A 24,053-nucleotide genomic window follows, 5' to 3' on the forward strand; every position below is an offset into this window, starting at 1 on the left:
GACATCAAACTTCGTAGCACGCACTGTGAAAGTCGATTTCAAGTGCGAGCACCTTGTGAAAGATCGCGCTGCTGCGTTCGAAGTCGAACCGTTCGGCCGACCATCCGTCCACCTGCGCTTTGAGCCATTTCACCTGAGAGCGAAAAGTCGGCTCGGCGTGCAGCGCCACCCATTCGCGTATGTACGGGTTGTCGCTCGGCGTCTGGTTCGCGCGCGCGCACCAGGTGCCGTACATCCATTCCGCGGCCAGCATCGAGACGACCACGTCTTCATACGTGCCTTGCCGGGCGATCTCCAGCATGCCCGTATCGAACGCCGCGACCGCGGGGGGCAACAGCATGTCGCTGCGCACTTCAGGCAATGCCAGCGCTTCGAAGGTTCGCTCGAAGTAAGGCACCTGCTCGGTGGACAGCGCATTGAGCACGCCGATCAGCCAGTGCTTCTGTTCGATCGACGTGGCCTTCACGAGCGCATGGCCGAAGATCGCGATTGCGGTCTCGACGAAGCGCCCTTCGTAGGAGAGGTAGCGGACGAACGCGTCTGCCGGCAGGCGGTTCTGCTCGATGTCGACGACGAACCGGTGTTCCTGCATGACCTGCCACGGCCCTGCGTTGGCCGTGAGCAGGCGGTCCGAGTTGGATTTTGTGCTGTAAGTCATCATGTGGTCGCGGGTGCGTTATTTCTTTGCCGATTTATAGCGGCCGAACACACGCGTGTTCAGCCAGATGGCGCCGAGGATGATCAAGCCGGTGATGATCTGCGTGAAGAACGGCGAAATGTGCATCAGGATCAGACCGTTGCCGATCACCGCGATGGTCAGCGAGCCGAGGATCGTGCCGGTGATCGTTGCGCGCCCGCCCATCAGCGACGTGCCGCCGAGCACGACGGCCGCGATCACGTCCAGTTCGAAGCCCGCCCCCGCGTTCGATGAACCGGAGCCGAGGCGCGACGCGAGTATCAGCCCGGCCGCCGCGGATGCGAGGCCGGTCAGCAGAAACACCGAGGTCTTGATGCGCAGCGTCGGCATGCCGGCACGCCGTGCCGCTTCCGCGTTCGATCCGACCGCGACGACACGTCTGCCATAGCGTCCGCGATTCAGGTACACATAGCCCACGGCGGAGACGATCACCGCGATCAACGCCGGCACCGGAATGCCGAACAGCGTGCCGGTACCGATGAAGTCGAAGCCCGTGCCCGACTCGATCGGCACCGAGAAGCCCTTCGTCGAATAGAGGGCGATGCCGCGCAAGGTCGACATCGTCGCCAAGGTCACGATGAACGACGGAATGGCCTGGCTTGCCGAGATCCAACCTTGCAGCCAGCCGATAGCGCCGCCCAGCGCGAGTATCGCGACCACCGCGGCGGGCCATGGCACGCCGTGGTGAATCAGGATCGCGACCAGCGCGTTGGTGAGCGCCGCCATCGACCCAACCGACAGGTCGATGCCACCCGTCGTGATGACGAATGTCATCGCGATCGCGACCACGAGAATCGGCGCCAGCTGGCGCAGCACGTTCAACGCATTGCCGGCGGTGAGAAACGTGCTGCTGCCGAGCGAAAAGACGGCGCAGCAGCCGATGAAGAATCCGGCGATCGACAGCACCTGCGCATTGGCCGCAAAGTAGTCGCGGGAACGCGAGCCGATCTCGCGCTCGGTGTATGACGTGGTGCTCATCCGTGCCTCCTTCCGACGATCAGCTGAACCAGGTCCTCGAGGCTCGTCTCCTCGAGCTGGCGCTCGGCGATCTTGGTTCCTTCGTACATGACGGCGATCCGGTCGCAGACGCGAAACAGGTCCTGCAGCCGGTGCGTGATCAGCACGACTGCCACGCCCTGCGCCTTCACGCGATTGATCAGGTCGAGCACCGCGTCGACTTCCGCGACTGCCAGTGCCGAAGTCGGCTCGTCCATGATCAATACGCGCGGCGAAAACGATGCGGCGCGCGCGATGGCGATCGACTGCCGCTGGCCGCCCGAAAGCTGTTCCACCGTGCCGTTCAGATTCGGAATGCGGATCTTCAACCGGTCGAGCAGCGTGCGCGCCTCGGCCAGCATGCGCTTGCGCTGCAGCATGCCGCCCTTGCACATTTCGCGGCCGAGAAACAGGTTGCCGACCACGTCGACCGTGTCGCACAGGCTCAGGTCCTGATAGACCATTTCGATGTGGCGGGCCCGCGCGTCGGCTGGCCCGGCGAAGCGCACTTCGCTGCCTTCGACGAAGATCGCGCCGTCGTCGGGCAGGTACGTGCCCGCCATGACTTTGGTCAGCGTCGATTTGCCCGCCGCGTTGTCGCCGATCAGGCCGACGCATTCGCCCGGGTACAGGTCGAGATCGATGCCGCGCAGCGCGGGAAACGACCCGAACGATTTGCGGATGCCCTTCATCGCGAGGATAGGCATGCGCGGCTTTGCGCCTGTGGCGGATAGGGATGGCTGCATGGTCATGAGCGTTTGCGTTGTCATTTCGATGCGAACTGGCTGCGCCAGGCGCCGACGTTCGCCTTGGTCACGAACGTGATCGGCGGCGTCACCACGGCCTGAACCGGCTTGCCGTTATGCGCGTTGTGCACCGCTTCGATCGCAGCACGGCCCATGGCGGCCGGGTCCTGCTGCTCGACGCCGAGCACCACGCCGCGGTCGATGGCGCGGATCACTTCGGGCGCGAGGTCCCAGCCGATCAGCTTCACCTTGTCGGCGCGACCTTGCGCCTGCACGGCGGCGATCGCACCCAGCATCGCCGGCTCGCCGGTGGCATAGATCGCGTCGAGATCCGGATTGGCCGTCAGCAGGTTTTCGGCTGCCGAGAGCGCGACGTCCTGCGTGTTCTGCCCGTCGACGACACCCGCCACCGTTGCCTTGCCGCTCGCCGTGATGACCTCCTGGAAAACCTTCTGGCGCGTGTTCTGGATCACCGAGCTGAGCGCGCCGACGATGCCGATGCGCGCACTGCCATGCGGGTTTTTCGACAGGTAGTCGAGATAGTGCGCAGCGATCTCCTTCGAGCCGGCGGTGCTGTCGACAGCAACCTGCGCCTTCTGCGGTCCCGGCGGGAGCACCGCGTCCAGACCGATCACCGGAATACCCGCCGCGCTCGCGGTGCGCACCGCGCCGCGCACCGAGTTCACGTCGATCGCATCGACCACGATGCCATCGACCTTTTGCTGCACGTAGTCGTCGATCGCATTCACTTGCGCAGACGACGAGTCGTTCGCGTTGAACACGACGAGCTTCACGCCGAGCTTCTTCGCCTCCTCTTCCGCGCCGGCCCGCATCTGATTGAAGAACACCGCCTGCTGGTTGATCACAATCAGCGCGTACGTCGGACTTCCGGCTGCCGACGCGGGTGCGCTGAAGCCTGCGAGGCCGATTAGCGCAGCGGAACAACAAAACGCAATACGTAGTGCCTTGTTCATGTAAACCTCCAGAGATTGAGCAAGCTTCAAACGGATGCCGGCGGAGCCACGGAAGCCCGCTTCACGAGTTCCACCGGGAGACGGATTTCGGTTTCGGCCGCTTCGCCCTGCGAAGCGGCCAGCATGAGTTCGACGGCGCGCGCGCCCATTTCGGCGATCGGCTGGCGGATCGCGGTCAACGGCGGATTGAACAGATGCAGCGGGCCTGCATCGTCGAACACGATCAGTGACAGACGGCCCGGCACCTCGACGCCCGCGCGATGAAGCGCATCCAGCAGGCCGATCACGATCTCGCCGCTCGACACGAACACCGCTGTCGGCGTACGCGCGAGGCTCAGCAGCGCTCGCGCCGCATCTTCGCCATGCGCCGCCGAATAAGGTCCGTACAACTCGAATACGACCTCCGCACCGGCTTGCGCAGCCGCATCGCGCAGGCCCGCGAAGCGATCGCGCGTGCTGGCGAGCTCCGACGGGCCGCCGATGAACGCAATGCGCCGGTGGCCATATTCAGTGAGATGCTGCCCCGCCAGCCAGCCGCCGTGATAGTTGTCGTAGAGCACTTTCGAGCTCCGCACGCCGGGAATGTCTTCGTCGATCAGCACGAGACCGCGGGTGTCGTTCAACGCCTGCGCCAGTTCGCTCGTGTGGTAATGCGCGCTCACGAACAGCAGGCCGCTTACCTGATTGCGCCGCATTCTCGTCACGTATTGCAGTTCGCGGCTTGCGCTGTTGGAAGTCGTGCTCAGCAGCACGCCAAGTCCCTTCGCTTCAGCCGCCTCCTCGACAGCCGCCGCAAGCAGTGCAAAAAACGGATTGGCGATGGTCGGTATGACAAGACCGATCGTGTCGGATCGACCGCGGCTCAGGCTACGAGCATGCAGGTTAGGCACGTAGCCGAGTTGGCGGATCGCCGTGTCGATCCGCTGCGCGGTATCGGCGGGCAGCACGAGATCGGCATTCAGGTAGCGCGAGACGGTCGTCATCGAAACGCCCGCCGTGCGCGCGACATCCTTCAAACCCGGTATGAAACGGCGTTGCGTCACTTGTGCCTCGCAAAAAGTCCGTCGATTTCGCTGTTGCAGCGCTTCGGCTTGTAAAGCGCTTTACAGGATTTGAAGCGGCCATATCTCGCGTGTCAAGCACTTCCAAAAAATTTTCAGGCTATCGTCTGCTGCGTAAGATTTGCAGTCCGCGTTGCAAAAATGCCTATAAACATGCACTAAAATGGTTCATCGGTCTCCGATGCGTTTTGGGGCATCCATTTTTTGATTCGTCGACAGGCTTGGCCGATTTGTCAGTTTTTTCTGTAAAACGCTTTACTTCGGTGCACGGCGAACGCTTCGAATGTGGGTGCCGCCGTCCGTTTGCGATGGAGGGTCCCGACCCGTGTTGCGACAGGCCCATCGGCGTCGATGAGGGTATTGGGTCTCCTGCGGGCCGCCGCGACGGGTGCGACGCCGATGCACGAACACATCCGGATCGGTGCGAACCCGGCGAACACACCAACTTGCCCTGCAAAAGGGAATCGAATGAAGACAAAGCTGCTGTTCGCAGGACCGTCGGCGGGACAGCCGATCGAACGACTCGCTCTGGCCGTTGCGGCGTGCTCGTGTTCCTGCGCGGCCACGCCGATGACGGCACGCGATACGACATCAGCGATCCGATGGCCGCGCGTCTGACGGCGAATGTTCCCGCCTCGTTGAAATGATGCTGGCGATCACGGAGGTGTTTCCGCCAAAGCGGGCAAATCGTGACGCGTTCCGGCGGCCGCTGCTGGGCGCTATCAGGCTGCTTCAGCGCGGTGCACGGGAAGCCATTGCATTGCAGCGAAGCTGAAGCGGCGTCCTGCGGCAGGGCAAGGCGCCGTCAGCGTGTGAGCCCTGACGACGCCTCGCGACGACTCGCTCAGACGAGATCGAACCGGTCCAGGTTCATCACCTTGACCCAGGCTGCGACAAAGTCGCGGACGAACTTCTCCTGCACATCCTCGCTTGCGTAGACTTCGCACAAGGCCCGCAGCTGGGCATGCGAACCGAAGATCAGATCGACACGGGTGCCGGTCCACTTTTTCTCGCCCGTCTTGCGGTCACGCCCCTCGAACAGGTCCCGTGCCGATGAAACCGACTGCCATTCCGTACCCATGTCGAGCAGGTTTCGGAAGAAGTCGTTGGTGAGCGTTTCCGGCCGGTCGGTGAAGACACCGTGCGCATTCTTCCCGGCATGCACGTTCAGGGCGCGCAAGCCGCCGATCAGCACCGTCATCTCGGGTGCGCTCAGCGTCAGCAACTGCGCCTTGTCGATCAGCAAAACTTCGGCCGGAACGCGGAACCTGTCTTTCAGGAAGTTGCGGAAGCCGTCGGCGAGCGGTTCCAGCATCGCGACGGATTGCACATCGGTCTGGGCCTGCGAGGCGTCCATGCGGCCCGGCGAGAAAGGCACCGTTACCTTGCTGCCGGCCTTCTGTGCCGCCTGCTCGATGGCCGCGCCGCCGGCCAGCACGATCAGGTCGGCGAGCGAGATCTTCTTGCCTCCGGACTGTGCACCGTTGAATTCGCCCTGGATGCCTTCGAGCACCTTCAGCACCTTCCCGAGCTGCTCGGGCTCGTTGGCCGCCCAGTCCTTCTGCGGCGCAAGGCGGATGCGCGCGCCGTTGGCACCGCCGCGCTTGTCCGAGCCCCGGAAGGTGGACGCCGACGCCCAGGCAGTCGATACCAGCTCGGGAATCGACAGCCCCGACGCCAGGACCTTTTGCTTGAGCGAGGCGATGTCCTTGTCATCGAACAGTGGATGAGCGGCCGCCGGGATCGGGTCCTGCCAGAGCAGTTCCTCGGCGGGCACTTCCGGGCCGAGATAGCGGGCCCGCGGTCCCATATCGCGGTGCGTCAGCTTGAACCATGCGCGGGCGAAGGCGTCGGCGAACTCGTCGGGGTTCTCCCAGAAGCGCCGCGCGATCTTCTCGTAGGCCGGGTCGAGGCGAAGCGACAGATCGGTGGTGAGCATCGTCGGCCTGAGCTTCTTCGAGGGATCGTGAGCATGCGGGATGGTTTCAGGGGAGTCCCTGGCGACCCATTGATTGGCGCCAGCGGGACTCTTCGTCAGTTCCCATTCGTGACCGAACAGGTTCTCGAAGAAACCCACGCCCCACTTCGTCGGCGTTGCGGTCCAGGTGACCTCCAGGCCGCTCGTGATCGTGTCGGCGCCCTTGCCGGTGCCGAAGCTGTTTTTCCAGCCGAGGCCCATGTTCTCGAGGTCGGCGGACTCGGGTTCGGGGCCCACGTTGTCGGACGGACCGGCGCCATGCGTCTTGCCGAACGTGTGGCCGCCGGCGATCAGCGCGACGGTTTCCTCGTCGTTCATGGCCATGCGCGCGAAGGTCTCGCGGATATCGTGGGCCGCCGCGACCGGGTCCGGATTGCCGTCAGGGCCTTCCGGGTTGACATAGATGAGCCCCATCTGCACGGCGCCCAGCGGCCGTTCCAGGTTGCGCCCGCCGTCGGTGCGGCTTCTCTCTTCACCGTGCATCTCTTCGTCGGCCACGATCACGCCCTGGTCGTCCTCGTTGCCGGCGCCGCCCTTGCCATAGCGGACGTCACCGCCGAGCCACGTCTTCTCGTTGCCCCAATACACGTCCAGATCCGGCTCCCACGTGTCCTCGCGGCCGCCGCCGAAACCGAAGGTTCTGAAACCCATGGTCTCGAGCGCGACGTTGCCGCTGAGGATCAACAGGTCGGCCCAGGAAATCTTCTGGCCGTACTTCTGCTTGATCGGCCAGAGGAGGCGCCGGGCCTTGTCGAGGCTCACGTTGTCCGGCCAGCTGTTGAGCGGCGCGAAACGCTGCTGGCCGCGCCCGGCGCCACCGCGGCCGTCGCCGATGCGGTACGTGCCGGCACTGTGCCAGGCCATGCGGATGAAAAGCGGACCATAGTGGCCGAAGTCCGCGGGCCACCATTCCTGCGAATGGGTCATCAATTCCCCGAGGTCCTTCTTCAATGCAGCAAAGTCGAGGCTCCTGAACGCCTCGGCGTAGTTGAAGCCCGGGTCCATCGGATCGGACTTGCTGGAGTGCTGGCTGAGGAGGTCCAGCCGCAGTTGCTTGGGCCACCAGTCGTAATTCGTCGTACCGCCGCCAGCGGCATGCGTGAACGGGCACTTTGCATCGGTTGACATACGTTGTCTCCTTGAGAAGACGTATTCACGATCGCTCGACAGGGGCGCCAGCTTTTAACGGTGCATCGACGATCGCACGTCCTCGGCTCTGGCACGGCGCAATGATTGCCGGGCATGGCTCACGGCCACGCGATCGGGCACCACACGCGCCGCCGGTCATCCTCCAACTAAAATATATGCATGAGAGACAAGCAACAGAATTAGTTTCGTGCAATGCCGTTGATAGCTCAGTGCTATTGCGCGGCACGCCTTGCTGGCGTGCGAGACGGGATAGCAAGGAGCTATCCGCGTCATTAACGGAAGCGATTGGAACCTGCTGAAATCGCCATCTACTTTACAAGTAGGGAAGCCCTGCTGGGGCGATGCTCGACGATCGAGCGTGTGCGTGCGCGTCGGGCCTTGCAACCGGTTCCTGACACGTCCCCCGCATTGGCTTCCTGGCGCAGCGGCGTATTCCCGGACATTGCCTCGTCGATTCACAGGAGGGGCATTATCGGAGGGTTTGCGGATGATCAAGGTGGTCGGCAAGCTCCTCACCGTTTTCGAACGGGATGGTGAGACGGTCGTGCGCGCGCTCGAGCGTTCGGAGTACCCTTCGGAGATCAAGGGCATCCTGCGCTCCCCGCACTTCGGCATGTGCAATGTGTGGTGCGTGCTCGATCCGGGCAACGTCGCCGGGGCGACATTCGGATGCCAGAGCGACGACTGCGCCGACGAGTGCGTCCTGACAAAGCATGTAATCGGCACGAGAACCTATTGGGCCTGCCGGTGCGCCGCCAGACCTTCTCCCAGGAACATCATCCCGTTGAACCGGCGATCTGACCGGTCACCGCCGCATTGCGTCGAGTTGCGCTACTGAAAGGCAACGCCACCCTCAGCGAAGCGAAAGAATGGCCGAAGTGCTTCCTACACGCGACGGTCGCGAGCCGCCTCGGCCAACGATCTTCAGCCCTGGCTGGTTGCCCGCACCTGCTCGGTGCCGGGAGCGAACCACCGCTCTCGGCGCCGGTAATCAACTACCCCGCAAACACGTCTCGCGTGGGCGCATGCGTGCGCTGCCGCGTCTCCCATCCCTCCGCCATGCCCACGTCGGCGTCGGACGGAGGCAGCATGGAAACCGCGCGGACCAGATCCGATGCACGCTCGGCGAGCATGATGGTCGGTGCGTTCAGGTTGCCGTTGGGCTCGGTCGGGAACACCGATGAATCGATCACCCGCAAGCCCTCGATGCCGTGCACCCGCAGCTCGGAATCCACCACCGCCATGCCGTCTTCCCCCATGCGGCACGACCCGCACGGATGCATCGTGCTTTCCAGGTTCGCCCTGACGAAGGCGTCGATCTGCTCGTCCGTTTGAACGTCCGGGCCGGGAGCGAGTTCGGCATCGCGGAAGCGATCCATCGCCGGTTGCCCGATGATCTCCCGGGTCAGACGCACGCAGCGTCGAAATCCCTCGCGGTCCTCTTCGCGATCGAGGTAATTGAAGCGGATCTCGGGATGCGTATAGGGATCGGCCGACACCGATCGCACGTAACCCCGGCTCTTCGGCTTGTTCGGCCCGGTCAGCACCATGAAACCGTGCCCCTTGAGCGGCTTGTCACCGTCATAGCGCATCGCGGCGGGCAAGAAGTGGAATTGAATGTCCGGCCAGCGCAAACCCGCTTCGGAGCGAATGAATCCGCCCGCCTCGAAATGGTTGCTGGCGCCCAGACCGTCCTTGAACAAGAGCCAGCGCAGGCCGATCATGAATTTGCTGAACGGGTCCATTTTCGCGTTGAGCGTGACGGGTTGCTTGCACGCATACTGAATGTAGATTTCCGCGTGATCCTGCAGGTTCTCGCCGACCCCGGGCAGGTCATGCCTGACCTCGATGCCCGCCTGGCGCAGCACGTCGGCCGGCCCGATTCCGGAGCGTTGCAGCAAGTGCGGCGAGCCGATCGGGCCCGAGGCGATCAACACCTCAGAACGACACCGCGCGACATGCGTGCGTCCGCCCTGGTCGTATTCCACCCCGACGGCGCGCTTGCCCTCGAGAATCACGCGGCGTGTCATCGCATTCGTCACCACGGTGAGATTGGGCCGCTTCATCGCGGGCCGCAAATAAGCATTGGCAGTGGACCAGCGCACGCCATCCTTGACAGTCATGTGCATCGCACCGAAGCCTTCCTGCATGTGGCCGTTGCAGTCCTCCGTCTTGATGTATCCCGCCTCTGCCCCGGCTTCGATCCACGCACCGTAGAGCGGATTCTCCATGTTGTTGCCGTTGTTGGTGCAGAGCGGCCCCTCCGCGCCCCGGTAATCATCGCCGCCGAACTTATAGGTCTCCGCGCGCCGGAAATAGGGCAAACAGTTGCGATAGCCCCAGCCGCGCGCGCCCAGCTCCTCCCATTCATCGAAGTCGCAGGCGTGTCCGCGAATGTAGACGAGGCCGTTGATCGACGACGATCCGCCCAGCACCTTGCCCCGCGGGCAATGCAGCTGGCGTCCGTTCAGATGGGCCTCGGGCGCGGTCTGGTAGCGCCAGTTGAACTTTGACGTATTCATCGGCATCGAAAACGCGCTCGGCATCTGAATGATGACGCTGCGGTCGCTGCCGCCGTACTCCAGCACCAGAACGCGGACTGCCGGGTCCTCGGTGAGCCGGTTGGCCAATACGCAGCCGGCCGATCCGGCGCCCACAATGATGTAATCGAATTGATCGGTAGCCATGATATTTACCTGTTTCCTGGATCGTGACGAACTTGCCTGTCGTTCAGCAGCGACCCTTGTCGCCGGTCGTGTACTGCGGGGTTTTCTTCTCGATATGAGCGATCACCGATTCCTCGTACTTCAGATCGAGTGAGCGCGACAACGCGTAATACGCAATGCCCGAGACGAACAGACCGACCAGCCAGGCCAGATCGACGCTGCCCATCGAACGGGCAAGCGGGCCGACGTACACTTCGTTGGCGCCGTCGAGGACGCAGAAGAACGGAATCATCGCGACAAAGCCGATTGCATACGCGATCAGACCGCGCGCGCCCCACTTCCCGTACAGGTTGCCGTGAGGCATGAAGAAGTGCGGAATGGCATAGCGGCCCCTGCGGACGAAGAAGTAGTCCGTCAGATTGACAGCGGTCCAGGGCACCAGAAAATACAGCATGATGACGAGGTAAATATTCAGGACGGAGAGGCCCTTGCCCGAGGTATAGATGCTGAGCGCCACGCCAAGCTGAAGGACGACCACGAAGAGAATCGCCAGAATGCGCGCCTTTGGCGTCGGCCTGACTTTCCGGAACGAATCCAGTGCCGTGATGGCCGTCAGTTTGGCGCTATAGATGTTCATCGCGATCACGGGCAGAAATGCGAGGATCGTGACACCCACCACGACGCTTCCCATGCCGGGCACCATGTCGCTACCCACCTGATTCAAGGCGACCAGCACATCGGTCGCGTGCAGATGGTCCGCGAGCCAGCCGCCAATCGCGATCATCCACGCGCCCGACAGCGATGCGCCAAGGAACACCGCCGCGATCAGCTTGCCGCTCGGCGTGTTTTTCGGCAGATAGCGCGAGTAGTCGGATACATAGGGCGCATAGGCGATGTTGTAGCTGGCGGCCGCCGCGAATTGCGCAATGAATGCGGTCCAGTTGAAGCCGAGCGGCGCTGCCGGCGTAGCACCCGGCGCAACGGCGGCGAGCGGCACGTCATGCACCCAGTGCATCAGGACAGCCACCGTGACGAGGCCGTAAAGGGGAAGCGACAGGTACAACGCCCATTTGAAACTGCGGTGCATCCAGTCGTGGCCGAGAATCGCGAGAATCGAAGCCGGCACGGTGACTGCCAGTGCCACTTTGAACGGGTCCCAGTTGAACAGTGACTTGAGACCCTGCATCATCAGCACGAGGTTGACGATATTGAATCCCGCGAACACGAATAGCGTCGCCAGCAAGACCACGATGACCCCGCGATAGCCGAACTGCGCTCTCGACTGAATCATCTGCGGCAGGCCGAGATGGGGGCCCTGCGATCCGTGGAAAGCCATGAACAGGGTGCCGAACATGATGCCCAGCGTGCCGGCTATCGTGGTCCACAGGGCGCTCAGACCAATGCTGGGACCGACAAAGCCGATGGTCATCGTGAAGAACGTGAAGTTCCCCAGAAACCAGAACGGACCCTGTCTGGATAGCCTGTCTGTTCGTTCGTTATCGGGAATGAAATCGATCGAATGACCTTCGATTGCGCCGTGCTCGACCCCGGCTACGGCGCACGTAACTGTTTCGTCTGTTGCTTGCATCATGTACCCCTGGCTGCAATAAGAGGTTGATGGAATAAGGCTCGACCCGGCATGCGTGGGGACCGCAACGCGGCCTCGTCACGCGGCGCCTGGCCCACGTTCGTCGAGAACGCCGTCAGCGGTCCGGCAATTCAGTGCAGCGTGATCCAGACCGCCTTGCTCTCCATCAGATGATCGAGTTGTTCGGGGCCGAGGTCCTTGCCGAAGCCAGACGCCTTGAATCCACCGAATGGCATCGAGGGGTCGATGGTGCTGTGCGCATTGACGTAGACCGTACCGGCGTGCAATTGCGGGATCAGCTTGTGCACGCGGTTCAGGTCATTGGAGTAGATCGCGGCGGCGAGACCATACGGCGAATCGTTCGCCTGCGACAACGCATCGTTGATGTCGTCGAAGGGGGTCGTCACCAGCACGGGGCCGAAGATTTCTTCACGGACGATCTTCATGTCGCTGCGGCAATGCGTGAAGATGGTCGGCTCGACGAAGTAGCCTGGCCGATCCAGTACATGGCCGCCATGCACCACTTCCGCGCCTTCGCGCCGCCCGGCTTCGATATAGGAAGCGACGCGATCCTTCTGAAGCTCGGAAACGAGCGGGCTGATGAAGCAATCCCGATCGAGGCCCGGCGCGATCTTCAGCGTGCGCGTGTATTCGATCAGAGCGCCGATGAACTTGTTGTGAATGCCGCGCTGGATGTAAACCCGGCTGCCCGCATCGCACACCTGCCCGGAATTGAAGAAGATGCCGTTTGCGACGGCGTGGGCCGCCGCCTCGATGTCGGCGTCCTCCAGCACCAGCACCGGGGACTTGCCACCCAGCTCGAGTGTCATGCGCTTGATGCCGCCCACGGCCGCTTGACCGACAGTGCGGCCAATCTCGGTGGAACCGGTGAACGTGATCTTGTGGATGCCCGGATGGGCGGCCATGGCCGCGCCGATGTCGCGCCCCCGCCCGGTGATGACGTTGACGACGCCGTCCGGGATTCCGGCCTCCTGCACCAGCTCCGCGAAGCGAAGCGTGGACAACGAGGTGAGTTCGGCGGGCTTGATGACGGTCGTGCAACCGGCAGCGAGCGCAGCCGCCACCTTCCACGCCATGGTTTGCAGCGGGAAGTTCCACGGAACGATCACGCCGACCACCCCGATGGGTTCCTTGCGCGTGTACGCAACGTAATTGCCAGGCAGCGAGGGTTCCACCGTGCGGCCATGAAGCTTCGAGGCCCATCCGGCAAAATAGCGGAAGGTATCGATCGTGCCTTGAATGTCGACGTCACGCGCATTGGCGACAGACTTGCCCACGTCGATCGATTCGATCTCCGCCAACTCCGTTGCGTTGGCTTCGATCAGGTCCGCGAGCTGATGGAGCAGCCGTTCACGCTCGAGCGGCTTGAGCCGCCGCCACGGGCCACCGTCGAATTGTTTGCGGGCAGCTTCGACCGCGCGATCCAGATCGGCGGTCGTGCCGAGGGGAATGTGCGTGATCACGCCCCCTGTGGACGGCTCGATCACCGCGTACGATTCCCGGTCGCCTTGCGGCACCCAGGCGCCGCCAATGAGCATTTTCTGCGCCCTGGAAACGAAGCGGCGCGTCTCTTCCCGGACGCCGAACTGCTCCAGATAATTTTGTACGACGGTATCCATCATTGTCTCCTGTCTTACGGATTGGCTGCGATTCGGCCTCTCGTGGGCCGGTTTCGCGCAGATAGGTTCGCGTTCCTGCAACGCTTATTCGACGACCTCGCGGAGGCGGCGGCAGGTCGAGCCGCTCACAAACGGCCGGGGCCATCGATATAAACGCGGCTTGTGGCGGCGCGGCGTTTAGAGAGACTATGGACGACACGCCCGGGGGTGAAAATCACGTGAATCAGATATTCACATCGGGAATTTCGAAGCAAGCGTGCAAGAGGAGCGGCGACGGTGATCCAGTTGCAGGACGTGGACCTCAAACTGCTGAGGGTTTTCATGACGGTGGTGCGGTGCGGCGGATTTTCCGCTGCCCAGGCGACGCTGAACGTCAGCCAGTCGACGATCAGCGAGCAAATGACGACGCTCGAAACGCGTCTGGGACTCAAGCTTTGCGAGCGGGGGCGGAGTGGATTTCGCCTCACCGAACACGGCGTAGCGACTTATGAGGCGGCGCAGCGGCTGCAGGTGGCAGTAGAAAGCTTCTGTGTGGATACCGCTGCGCTGAAAAAGCACATCTCGGGGAAGCTGTACCTCGGCATCATCGACAACACGGTGACCGACTCGGCCTCGCCACTGCCGCAGGCGCTGCAGGCGTTCGTGTCGAGGGGGCACGATGTGCATCTGGATCTCTACGTCGGCACGCCTGCCGAACTCGAGGAGCGGGTACTGGACGGGCGGCTGCACATCGCCGTCGGGCATTTTCCGCTGCACGTGCCTGGACTGACCTACACCGATCTCTATTGCGAACCGGACGGTCTGTATTGTGGGAAAAATCATGCGCTCGCCGGCCACTCGCCGGACGGTGCCGCACTCGAACAGGCCATCGCGTCGAGCCGGGTCGTCGCGCGCGGCTATCTGCAGCAGCACGACCTGCGAATGCTCAAGGTCAGCAAGGCCGCAGCGACCGTGGACAATATCGAGGCGCAGGCCATTCTCATTCTATCGGGCGCGTATATCGGCTTTCTGCCCATTCACTACGCTGCCCGATGGGTCGCGCGCGGCGACATGCATCAGATATGCCCCGACCAGTTCGGCTCCCAGTGGCCATTTTGCGCGATCATACGGCGGGCCGCCGTTGCCCCTACCATCCTGCAGGTATTCATGGTCGACCTGATGGAAAGCTACCGGCTGGTGCAGCGGACGGCATATACGACGTAAGCGGTGCGGCGCGTTCGCACCACACCGCACGGCCATCGCCCGCGGGCGTGAACAGGCACGATGGCAAGACGCCTCACGCGCCCCGCTCGTTCGCATGGCACCGCACGGCTACGCCGGCGTCACGCGTCCCGATCCTTCGCGATGGTCGAACAACGTCGCTCTAGGGCTGGGAGGATGCGAGCGGAGTCGGCACCCCGTTTCGATAGGTATAGATCGTGATTGGCGAGTCCGTCAGGTCGCGGTTCTTGTCGAACCGATAGTGTCCTGAAACGCCGTGAGAATCGATGCTCGCCAGCGCAGCGCGATATTGGGCCGGTTCGATCGAGTTGGCCTTCCGCATCGCCTGCGCGACGATATTCACGCCATCGTACAAGGCCGCGCTGTAAGTCAACGGCTCAGTATGAAAGCGCTGCTTGTAGTCCGCCTTGAACTGACGGCCCTTTTGGGTTTGGTCAAGAACAGGGCCGCCCTGCGGACAATACACGCGTGTATCGACCGCCTCGCCGCCCAGTTTTGCCAGTTCCGCGTTGCACATCGCGTCACCGCCGAGCAGGTAGCCGTTCATCGCGAGGCGCTTCATCTGCTTGCGCAAGGCGCTGGCCTGGGCGTAGTAGCCGCCGTAGAAAACGCCTTCTGCGTTCGCACCCTTGACGTGCGTGAGGATGGAGACGAAGTCGGTCGCCTTGTCGGTCGTGTATTGACGATCCACGATTTCGATGCCGTTGGCCTTGGCCGCGTTGATGAACTCATCGGCGACACCCTGCCCATACGCAGTGCGGTCGTCGATCACGGCGATACGCTTGACCTTGAGTTCCTTTGCCGCAAATTCGCCCATGCGGCTGCCAAGTTGCGTATCGCTGGCGGAGATGCGAAACACGAACGGATAGCCGTGCTGCGTGATCGACGGGTTCGAGGCAACCGTCGCCATCACGATGCCCGATACGTTCACCAGGTTTGAAATCGGGATCGCAACGCCCGAATTGAAAGGTCCGAAGATGACCTTCACGTCGGCGTCGACCAGGCTTTGCGCAACCGTCATGCCGGTACGCGGATCGGCGGCGTCATCCTGCGAAACCAGTTCGAACCGGGTCTTCTGACCGCCGATCACGAGACCCTCGGCATTCAGGCGCTCGATCGCCATTCTGACGCCGTTTTCATCGTCCTTGCCGATGGCGGCCTGCGGGCCGGTCAAGGGTCCGGTCAGACCGATTCTGACCACCTGTTCGCCCGCCGTCGCTCCCACGGACATCGTGCTCAAAGCCACTGCTGTCAGCCAGCCTGCACCTGCGTACGGCTTTTTCATCGCGCTCTCCTCATATGGTGACGCGCCAGACTGCGCCGTCACCGGAGGTGGCGAGCGCGCCGCGCTTTGGCACAGAAAAACATCGCTTCGTGGCCCCGCTGTCCGGTTCCCGATTGCCTTCGACTAGCCCTGAGCGGTGGCTCGACAGCGCCCGGTTCAACGGGAAAGGTTTCGTTTGACTTTGCGTTGATGCATCACGCGGCCAATCGTGTTCAACAGCAATTGCGCCGCCAGGATCGAAGTCGAACCCGAATGGTCGTAGTCGGGCGCGACTTCCACGAGGTCGATGCCGATCACGTCACCCTGCGCCGCAAGGCCGGCGAACAGTTCCAGTCCCTCGTAATACAGCAGGCCGCCGTGACTCGGCGTGCCCGTGCCGGGCGCAATCGACGGATCGAAGCCATCGATATCGATCGTCAGGTAATAGCGCACGCCCTTCGGAATCCGGTCCAGGACGCCCTGGATGCCGAGGCGCCGCAGGTCGCGCACCGAGATGATGTCCGAGCCCATCTCGCGCGCCTGCGCATAGCCTTCACGCGCCGTCGACGACACGTTGCGGATGCCGATCTGCGTCATGCCCGATACGACGCTCTTTTCCGCCGCACGCCGCAGCGGATTGCCGTGGCCGTGACGCACGCCATGGCGCTCGTCGACGAAATCGAGGTGAGCGTCGATATGGACGATATGAAACGGCTCCTGGCCTTCGAACGCATTGATGCACGGAATGTTGATCGAGTGATCGCCGCCCATCACCACCGGCAAGGCGCCCGCAGCCAGAATCTTGCGCACGCCGTACTCGATGTTGGCGTGGCTCTTCTCCGTGTTGGTGTGAACCATGTCGGCATCGCCGATATCGACGATGCGAACTTCGTTGCTGGGCAGATACACGACGTCGTCCTCGAAATCGTACGCGCCGCCGTGTCCAAACGAGAAAAGCGTCGACGCATCGCGAATCGAGCGCGGACCGAACCGGGCGCCAGCCCGCCACTGCGTGCCGCAGTCGAAGGGGGCGCCCATCACCGCGACGTCCGCGTCGATCTTGTCCCAGTCGAGGCACAGAGGAGACTTCGCGAACGTGCAGATTCCAACGAACGGCAAATTGAGCCGACCGGTTTCGTAGCTGTTTTCAGACATGATTGACTCCGTCCTGTTGTTGGTTCAGATGCGGCGCACAGGGCGCCGCCCTCTTCGCCGCCGCAGCGTCGTCCGTGGTGGGCGGGCCGGCATGCATCTGGAACGGAGTCTATGTAAACAAATTCGACGGAAAAATTCCCAATATGAGAAATACACTTCGGCAGAGTCCGAAGCGATGCGAGAGTCGAATGCGTCGCCAATGGGCTCACGCTCTGCCTGCGCCCGGAGCTTCCTGGACACGGATCGACAATGTTGGCGCGCCCGCCCGTGGCAAGGAGACTTTCCCCTTCAAGCACGCAAGACGTCTCAAGCGTCCCAAAAGCCAGGCAACTGCCCGGCCTCCGAGCGTATGAAATCTGCGATCAGTTTGACCCTCGCCACGTCGCGCGTTTCCGCGTGAGTGATGATCCAATACGAACGTGTCAACGCGACTTCGTCCGCAAGCAGGCGCACCAGACTGGAATCCGTGCGCGCCATGAAGCACGGCAGGACACCGAGCCCCGCGCCGCCCGTCACCGCGGCCATTTGACTGATCACGTTCGAGATGCGCACATTCGGCACGAGTGATGTGGATATCTGCGGAAGGTAGTTGAGCTCCGCCGACCACATCTGGTCTTCCACGTAACCTATCCACGGGTGCGCGAGCACGTCGTGCAGGCTAGTGATCGGCGCGTGGCTCTCGACATAGGCACGCGATCCGTAGATGCCGAGCGTGTAGTCGGTAAGCTTGTACGCGTAGACGCGCCCCTGTGCCGGACGCGTCATGCTCACGGCGAGATCCGCCTCGCGCTTGGACAGGCTGAACATGCGCGGATTGGCGATCAGTTCGATTTCGAGCCGCGGATGCGCCGCCGAGATTTTCGCAATGCGCGGCGCGAGAAAGTATGTGCCGAAGCCCTCGGGCGTACCGACGCGCACGCTGCCGGTCAGCCCCACCGACGCGTCCTCGAGCCGGTGCCGCATGCGCATCGCAAGGCTTTCCATCGCCTCGGCGTCGGCAAGGACCCGTTCGCCTTCCGGCGTCAGCACGAAACCAACCGACCGCCGATCGAACAGCCGCACCCCGAGCCCCGTTTCCAGTGCGGCGATGCGCCGGCTCAGCGTCGAATGATCGACGCCCATTTGCTGCGCTGCCGCAGTCAGCCGGCCCGCACGCGAGATCGCGAGGAAAGCCTGAATATCGTCCCAGTCGAATTGGCGCATGGGGATTTTTGCACAGCGTGGTTGTCGATATGCGCATTCTATTGCAGGAAACAGCCTGCTATCTTGCCTTCACCCCGCTCGATCACGCAGTCGGGCACTCAGTGAAGCAAGCGGCAGCAAGCCGCGCCGCCCAACACCTCTACAACGAAGGAGACAGCATGTCGCTCATCGCGAAACTCAAGGCCCGTGCAGACGCTGGAACGCCGGTCAAGGTCGGGCTGATCGGCGCCGGAAAATTCGGCTCCATGTATCTGTCGCAGGCGCCGCGCACGCCGGGCGTCCATCTCGTCGGCGTGGCGGATCTTTCGCCGGACCGCGCACGCGCCGCGTTGCAGCGCGTGGGCTGGGAAGCCGAGCGTTACGGCGCGGGTTCGTGGAGCGAAGCGATCAGGAACGGCTCGACCTTCATCACCGACGACGCCGACGCGATGATCGCGAGCGATCACGTCGACATCGTCATCGACGCGACGGGCAGCCCGGCGGCCGGCATTCATCACGCGCTCCTCTGCTGCAAGCATCGCAAGCACATCGTCATGGTGAACGTGGAGGCCGACGTGCTCGCCGGGCCGCTCCTCGCGCGCCGCGCGGCCGAGGCCGGCATCATCTATTCGATGGCCTCTGGCGACCAGCCGGCGCTCATCGCCGAACTCGTCGACTGGGCCCGCACGACGGGTTTCGAAGTGATCTGCGCGGGCAAGGGCACGAAGTATCTGCCGGTCTATCACCAGTCGACGCCGGATACCGTGTGGAGCTACTACGGCTTCACCGAGGAACAGGTCGGCTCGGGCGACTTCAACGCACAGATGTTCAACTCGTTTCTCGACGGCACCAAGTCGGCGCTCGAAATGGCGGCGGTCGCGAACGCCTGTGAACTGCGTCCGCCTTCCGACGGCCTCGCATTCCCGGCATGCGGCGTCGACGACTTGCCGAACCTGCTGCGCCCCGCCTCCGACGGCGGCATCCTGCCCCATCGCGGCAGCGTGGAAGTCGTGTCGTCGCTGGAGCGCGACGGACGTCCTGTATTCCGCGATCTGCGCTGGGGCGTGTACGCCGTCTTCGAGGCCCCGACCGACTATGTGCGGGACTGTTTCTCTCAATACGGCCTGAAAACGGACAGCACCGGCCGCTACGCGGCGATGTACAAGCCGTATCACCTGATCGGGCTGGAACTGGGCGTTTCGATTGCCAGCATCGCCGTGCGCGGCGAAGCGACCGGCGCCACCGCCGGCTTCAGCGGCGACGTCGCGGCGACAGCCAAGCGCGACCTGCGCGCTGGCGAGCGGCTCGACGGCGAAGGCGGCCATACGGTCTACGGCAAGCTGATGCCCGCAGCCGACTCGCTGGTGCTCGGCGCGCTGCCGATCGGCCTCGCGCACAACATGGTGCTGCAACGGCCGGTGGCGGCGGGACAGCCGGTGCGCTGGAGCGACGTCGCGTTCGATTCCGGCAAGGAGGCCGTGCGCGTGCGCCGCGAGATGGAGGACATGTTCCGCGCCGAAATGAAGCTCGACGTGCCCGCGCGCAAGCTCGCGAGCTGAAGCACACATCGCCCGCGCGCCCTGCGGGGCGCGGGGCACTTCATCTCTCAACGCCCGCCAAAGGGCGACGGAGGAGACATGAGCCATATCAGCGATACCGTCGTCGTCGCGCCGTCTTCGCGCGCCGATGTCTACCGGAAGATCACGTGGCGCATCATGCCGTTCATCGTGATCTGTTATCTGTGCGCGTATCTCGACCGCGTGAACGTGGGCTTCGCGAAGCTGCAGATGCTCTCCGATCTCGGCTTCAGCGACGCCGTCTACGGCCTCGGCGCGGGCATCTTCTTCATCGGCTATTTCATTTTCGAGGTGCCGAGCAACCTGATCCTGCATCGCGTGGGCGCGCGGCGCTGGATCGCGCGCATCATGATCACCTGGGCGATCGTCTCCGCGCTCACGCTCTTCGTGAAGACGCCGCTGCAGTTCTACATCGTGCGGTTCTTCCTCGGCGTGGCGGAGGCGGGATTCTCGCCCGGCATCATGCTGTATCTCACCTACTGGTTCCCGGCTAAAAAACGCGGCTTCGCGCTCGGCGTGTACTACATCGCGATCCCGCTCGCGGGCGTGGTCGGCGGGCCGCTCTCGGGCTGGATTCTCAGCGCGTTCACGCACTCGACCGTGATGGCCGCATGGCAATGGCTCTTCCTGCTCGAAGCGATTCCCGCGCTGATCGCAGGCTTCGCCGTGCTGGGCCTGATGGTCGACAAGCCGCATCACGCGAAGTGGCTGACCGACGACGAGAAGTGGAACGTCACGCAGGCGATCGAGCGCGAGGATGCCGCGAAGACGACCCATGCGAGCGCCCGCGACTTTCTCGCTGACAGGAACATCTGGAAGCTCAGCGCCGTGTACTTCTGCCAGATCATCGGGCTTTACGGCATCAGCTTCTGGCTGCCGTCGATCATCAAGGACAGCGGCCTCACCAACGTCTCTCTGATCGGCTGGCTTTCCGCGATTCCGTATCTGGTTGCGATTCCGGCGATCATCCTGACCGGCATGAGCGCGGATCGCTTCCGTTCGCGGCGCATGCACTTCTCGGTGGCGCTCGTAATCGGCGCGGCCGGATTCGCGGCGAGCGGCTACGTCGGGCATCAGCCGGCGCTCGCGGTGATCGCGCTGTGCGTCGCGGCGGCGGGCATCCTGTCGGCGCTGTCGCTGTTCTGGGGCATGCCTTCGGCGTTCCTCGCGGGTACATCGGCGGCGGCGGGCATAGCCGGGATCAACTGCGTCGGCAATCTGGCGGGCTTCGTTTCGCCCTACATGGTCGGCTGGCTCAACGTCACGACGCACGACAACCGCATCGGACTCTATGCCGTCGCTGCATTCATGGTGATTGGCGCGGTGATGGTGCGCGCCATTTCCGGCCGGCTGGCGGATCGATAAGGCGACGCTATCCGGCGATTCACATGGCTCGGCGCCGCGGGCGGTGACATCGAACGCTGCGCGGCATCCCTTCGAGGACCATTCAGGCCGTGGGAACCGTCATCGGGCGTGCCGCTGCGCAGGAGCGTGGTTGTTCACGCGCGGCGCTCGCTGCGCTCATCGCGGGGGAGCGCCTGGCGCTTGCTGAAAGCATCCAGCCTGCGCAGCATTTCGAGGCCACTCGAGGTCAGCCGCGCAAACGCGTGACCGGACGCAAGCAATTCGACCTCAACGAGACGTTCATGCCGCAGACGCGCCGTTTCATCCCCAAGCGCTTCCACCTGATAGGGCGAACGCTGGATCAGGAGCAGCGTGGAAATCTCATGGGGACTCAGCATTCCGTTCTCCAGGGCGTCGGACGTTTGTTCGAAGACAGCGCGTAAGTCACATCCTAGTGAGCGAAGCTGCCAATCCGGCTACAGCAATTTGTCCGCGCGTTACGTGGTTACATCTTCGAAGCGCGAAACCGAACACTGGCGAAGCGGCGCAAAACGGACGAAATAATTCGTAGCAGTCGCCGGGTCAACCGGAATCGTGGGCGCGGCTGCGCATGACCTTTCCGTTACAGGCGAGATTCGAATGCACTACGGCGCACGCCCCTGGGAACACGTGTCCGGCACTGCACATCGAAGGCCGGCATGCGGCCTTGCGATTGTCGTCACCCGCCTCGCAATGCCTCTCGCCAGTTGCGCGTGTCGGGGCAAGGACGAGCGGCGCGCTTGTTCCATAAAGAGCGCCGACAGCCTGACACGGGCGAAAGGCGAGCGCGTTACTGATGGAAACCGGGCATCGCATCGCCGCGTGGCGTCACCTCGATACCGATGCCCATGGCGGTCTCGACTCCGCGCATGACGCACCGCTCGCACAGCTCGCACAAGTGGCCGAGCGCCAAGCCGCACGTCGCCATGCTGTCACGACACAGGTGCGCGTGGTCGCGCGAAGCCCTCTGCGCGTGTCAGCACGCGTTTGTCAGCAGCCGGTCCGGACCTGCCGCGCGACGCAGTCGCGCTTGAGGACCGGGCCTGCCCCGGCTTGCGGGATCGGTTAAACTGTCCAATGCGCGCGCTGACGCCGCCGCGCATCAGCCATCAAGCGATGTACCTTACCCACGAGCGGACATGAACGGAGAAGACACGTCCCCTCGGATTTCCCGCCAGACAGGTCTCCCGCATGTCAGTCAGTGTCCACAAGACGACCTCGAAGCAGTTCACGCGCTACGGCTTTCTTGAAGGCACTGGCGTCGAAGTCTTCCACGCTCGCTTCGATCATCACCGCTTCACTGCGCACGCGCACGACACGTGGGCGATCGGCGCGGTCGTGCGCGGAACGAAAGACATCGCGGCGAAAGAGCGACAGCCGCAGGTTCTCGACGCAGGCCGGGTCTACGCGATTCCACCCAACGTGGCGCATGCGGGCAAATGCGTCGGCGATCGGGGGTGCGAGTACGTGATGATCTACATCCCTGACGATGAATGGAAGACGCAGTGCGCCATTCAAGGCGTGTCGCCACACGTCCTTGCGTCTTCCGTACGGAATCCCGGCCTGGTCGCACGGTTTGCGGCATTCGCGGCCATGTCCCTGGAGCGCCCGCAGGCTCTGTCCACCTGGCATGGCGAATGGACGCTCTTTTGCGAGCGCATGCTCGGCGCACTGCATCCGAACGATGCCACCACGCGGCTGCCGTCAGCGGTTGCGCCGGACAGGCGCCTCCTTCGAGCCCGTGACTTCATGCGGACGTTCCCCCACCGCCATGTGACGCTCGACGAACTCGCGCGCGAAGCGTCTCTTTCGGTGCCCGAGTTTTGCCGGCGCTTTGCCGCAGCCTTCGGGCTGAGCCCGCACCGATATCACCTGGTGCTACGCCTCGTCGATGCGAAGCGGCTGTTGATGCGCGGCATGGCGCCTTCCGAAGCGGCCGTCGCGACGGGTTTTGCGGATCAAAGCCACATGGGGCGCCACTTCAAGTCCATGTTCGGTATGACGCCCAGCGCCGTTGCCATGCGAAACAGCGCAAGAACGTTCTAGATCGCCCTACGGTCGGGCCTTAGAGTCGGGGGGGTCAACATACTCCGCTCCGCGCCCATGCCCTCGAACGCCCAACCCGGTCAGCCTGCCGTCACCACCTATCGACACGCGCACAAGGACGAAGTCATCGGCCTGATCCTGCACATCCAGAACGCCGAATCGGGAGTCGGCATTGCGCTCGAAGACCAGCCCGACCTGCTCGATATTCCGCGAAACTATTCGGATACGGGAGGCGGTTTCTGGGTCGCGCTGGATGGCACCGGGCATGTCGTTGGCACGATCGGTCTGCAGATCAAGACACCACAGGTCGCGGTGCTCAAGAAGTTTTTCGTCTCGGCGGCCTGGCGAGGGGCCGGCATGGGCTGTGCTTCCCGCCTCTTCGATGAGTTGATGTCACACGCTGGAAGGAACGGCATCACGACCATCGTCCTGGATACGCCATCGGTGTCGGTACGCTCGCATCAATTCTACAAGCGGCAGGGATTCGTACAGGTCACGGCAGCCGACCTGCCAGTTCGCTATGACTTTCCGGACCGCAATTCGCTCTTTTTCCGCCTCGATCTCGCGCCGCTGTGATGACGAGAAAGACCGAAGACACGCATGGCCCCTCTCTTGCGAGTCCATGTGCAGGGGCACAAGCATGTACGCGGGCGAGACTGCATGGGTGGCGCAAACGCGTTTGCACTGGATGTACGCCCCCGCATGCAATGCCTTCCCTGACGCAATGAGC

At 63.2% G+C, this 24,053-nt stretch carries 20 protein-coding genes; 8 read left to right on the top strand and 12 right to left on the bottom strand.

Annotated features, from left to right (window positions below; all coding sequences use genetic code 11):
* Positions 1-4 precede the first annotated feature (4 nt).
* Genes BG61_RS27820 through BG61_RS27840 form a run of 5 tightly spaced genes read right to left on the bottom strand, consistent with a single transcriptional unit; the run spans position 5 to position 4,456 of the window.
* Complete coding sequence (locus tag BG61_RS27820) at positions 5-661, bottom strand: TenA family protein (protein ID WP_035930984.1); 657 nt, start codon at positions 659-661, stop codon at positions 5-7.
* A 15-nt stretch (positions 662-676) separates the two neighbouring features.
* Positions 677-1,675, bottom strand: a complete 999-nt coding sequence (locus tag BG61_RS27825; RefSeq protein WP_035930985.1) for an ABC transporter permease — start codon at positions 1,673-1,675, stop codon at positions 677-679.
* Entirely contained in the window at positions 1,672-2,400 is a 729-nt protein-coding gene (locus BG61_RS27830) for an ATP-binding cassette domain-containing protein (protein ID WP_232256140.1), read from the bottom strand. Before BG61_RS27830 ends, BG61_RS27825 begins: the two co-directional genes overlap by 4 nt.
* A 59-nt stretch (positions 2,401-2,459) precedes the next feature.
* Positions 2,460-3,413, bottom strand: a complete 954-nt coding sequence (locus tag BG61_RS27835) for an ABC transporter substrate-binding protein (protein WP_035930987.1) — start codon at positions 3,411-3,413, stop codon at positions 2,460-2,462.
* Positions 3,414-3,439: 26 nt separating this feature from the next.
* Positions 3,440-4,456, bottom strand: coding sequence for a LacI family DNA-binding transcriptional regulator (locus BG61_RS27840; protein ID WP_035930988.1), 1,017 nt, complete (start codon positions 4,454-4,456; stop codon positions 3,440-3,442).
* Positions 4,457-4,545: 89 nt separating this feature from the next.
* Between BG61_RS27840 and BG61_RS44165 the strand changes: the two genes are divergently transcribed.
* A complete protein-coding gene (locus BG61_RS44165) occupies positions 4,546-5,121 on the top strand; it encodes a hypothetical protein (RefSeq protein ID WP_232256142.1) in 576 nt (191 codons plus the stop codon).
* 197 nt (positions 5,122-5,318) lie between these two features.
* On the opposite strand, the gene katG is transcribed toward BG61_RS44165, so the two are convergent.
* On the bottom strand, positions 5,319-7,580 hold the full coding sequence (katG, locus tag BG61_RS27845) for a catalase/peroxidase HPI (protein ID WP_035930989.1): 2,262 nt from the start codon (positions 7,578-7,580) through the stop codon (positions 5,319-5,321).
* A gap of 508 nt (positions 7,581-8,088) precedes the next feature.
* Between katG and BG61_RS27850 the strand changes: the two genes are divergently transcribed.
* Positions 8,089-8,439, top strand: coding sequence for a hypothetical protein (locus BG61_RS27850; RefSeq protein WP_035930990.1), 351 nt, complete (start codon positions 8,089-8,091; stop codon positions 8,437-8,439).
* 157 nt (positions 8,440-8,596) lie between these two features.
* On the opposite strand, the gene betA is transcribed toward BG61_RS27850, so the two are convergent.
* The 3 genes from betA to BG61_RS27865 form a co-directional block, all read right to left on the bottom strand.
* Entirely contained in the window at positions 8,597-10,288 is a 1,692-nt protein-coding gene (betA, locus tag BG61_RS27855; RefSeq protein ID WP_035930991.1) for a choline dehydrogenase, read from the bottom strand.
* A 43-nt stretch (positions 10,289-10,331) separates the two neighbouring features.
* Entirely contained in the window at positions 10,332-11,858 is a 1,527-nt protein-coding gene (locus tag BG61_RS27860; protein ID WP_129572131.1) for a purine-cytosine permease family protein, read from the bottom strand.
* A gap of 128 nt (positions 11,859-11,986) precedes the next feature.
* Positions 11,987-13,495, bottom strand: coding sequence for an aldehyde dehydrogenase family protein (locus tag BG61_RS27865; protein ID WP_035930992.1), 1,509 nt, complete (start codon positions 13,493-13,495; stop codon positions 11,987-11,989).
* A 276-nt stretch (positions 13,496-13,771) separates the two neighbouring features.
* On the opposite strand from BG61_RS27865, the gene BG61_RS27870 reads away from it, so the two are divergent.
* Complete coding sequence (locus tag BG61_RS27870; protein WP_035930993.1) at positions 13,772-14,698, top strand: LysR family transcriptional regulator; 927 nt, start codon at positions 13,772-13,774, stop codon at positions 14,696-14,698.
* Positions 14,699-14,858: 160 nt separating this feature from the next.
* On the opposite strand, the gene BG61_RS27875 is transcribed toward BG61_RS27870, so the two are convergent.
* The 3 genes from BG61_RS27875 to BG61_RS27885 all read right to left on the bottom strand — a co-directional run bounded on the left by BG61_RS27875 (position 14,859) and on the right by BG61_RS27885 (position 18,338).
* Positions 14,859-16,001: a branched-chain amino acid ABC transporter substrate-binding protein gene (locus BG61_RS27875; RefSeq protein WP_035930994.1), complete on the bottom strand. Its 1,143-nt coding sequence runs from the start codon at positions 15,999-16,001 to the stop codon at positions 14,859-14,861.
* A gap of 156 nt (positions 16,002-16,157) precedes the next feature.
* Positions 16,158-17,135 (bottom strand): agmatinase, encoded by a 978-nt coding sequence (gene speB, locus BG61_RS27880; protein WP_035930995.1) that lies wholly within the window; start codon positions 17,133-17,135, stop codon positions 16,158-16,160.
* Positions 17,136-17,441: 306 nt separating this feature from the next.
* Entirely contained in the window at positions 17,442-18,338 is an 897-nt protein-coding gene (locus tag BG61_RS27885; protein ID WP_035930996.1) for a LysR family transcriptional regulator, read from the bottom strand.
* 158 nt (positions 18,339-18,496) lie between these two features.
* Between BG61_RS27885 and BG61_RS27890 the strand changes: the two genes are divergently transcribed.
* From BG61_RS27890 to BG61_RS27910, 5 genes are all read left to right on the top strand, one after another.
* Positions 18,497-19,876, top strand: a complete 1,380-nt coding sequence (locus tag BG61_RS27890; RefSeq protein WP_035931014.1) for an NAD(P)H-dependent oxidoreductase — start codon at positions 18,497-18,499, stop codon at positions 19,874-19,876.
* Between the two features lie 78 nt (positions 19,877-19,954).
* On the top strand, positions 19,955-21,259 hold the full coding sequence (locus tag BG61_RS27895; protein WP_035930997.1) for an MFS transporter: 1,305 nt from the start codon (positions 19,955-19,957) through the stop codon (positions 21,257-21,259).
* A gap of 89 nt (positions 21,260-21,348) precedes the next feature.
* Positions 21,349-21,681 carry a hypothetical protein gene (locus BG61_RS42950; RefSeq protein WP_161783706.1) on the top strand — a complete coding sequence of 111 codons (333 nt, stop codon included), beginning with the start codon at positions 21,349-21,351 and terminating at the stop codon, positions 21,679-21,681.
* Between the two features lie 787 nt (positions 21,682-22,468).
* Positions 22,469-23,323: an AraC family transcriptional regulator gene (locus BG61_RS27905; RefSeq protein WP_035930999.1), complete on the top strand. Its 855-nt coding sequence runs from the start codon at positions 22,469-22,471 to the stop codon at positions 23,321-23,323.
* A gap of 57 nt (positions 23,324-23,380) precedes the next feature.
* Positions 23,381-23,899, top strand: coding sequence for a GNAT family N-acetyltransferase (locus tag BG61_RS27910; RefSeq protein WP_035931000.1), 519 nt, complete (start codon positions 23,381-23,383; stop codon positions 23,897-23,899).
* The last annotated feature ends 154 nt before the right edge of the window (positions 23,900-24,053 follow it).

The organism is Caballeronia glathei (assembly GCF_000698595.1).
Taxonomy (GTDB): Bacteria; Pseudomonadota; Gammaproteobacteria; order Burkholderiales; family Burkholderiaceae; genus Caballeronia; species Caballeronia glathei.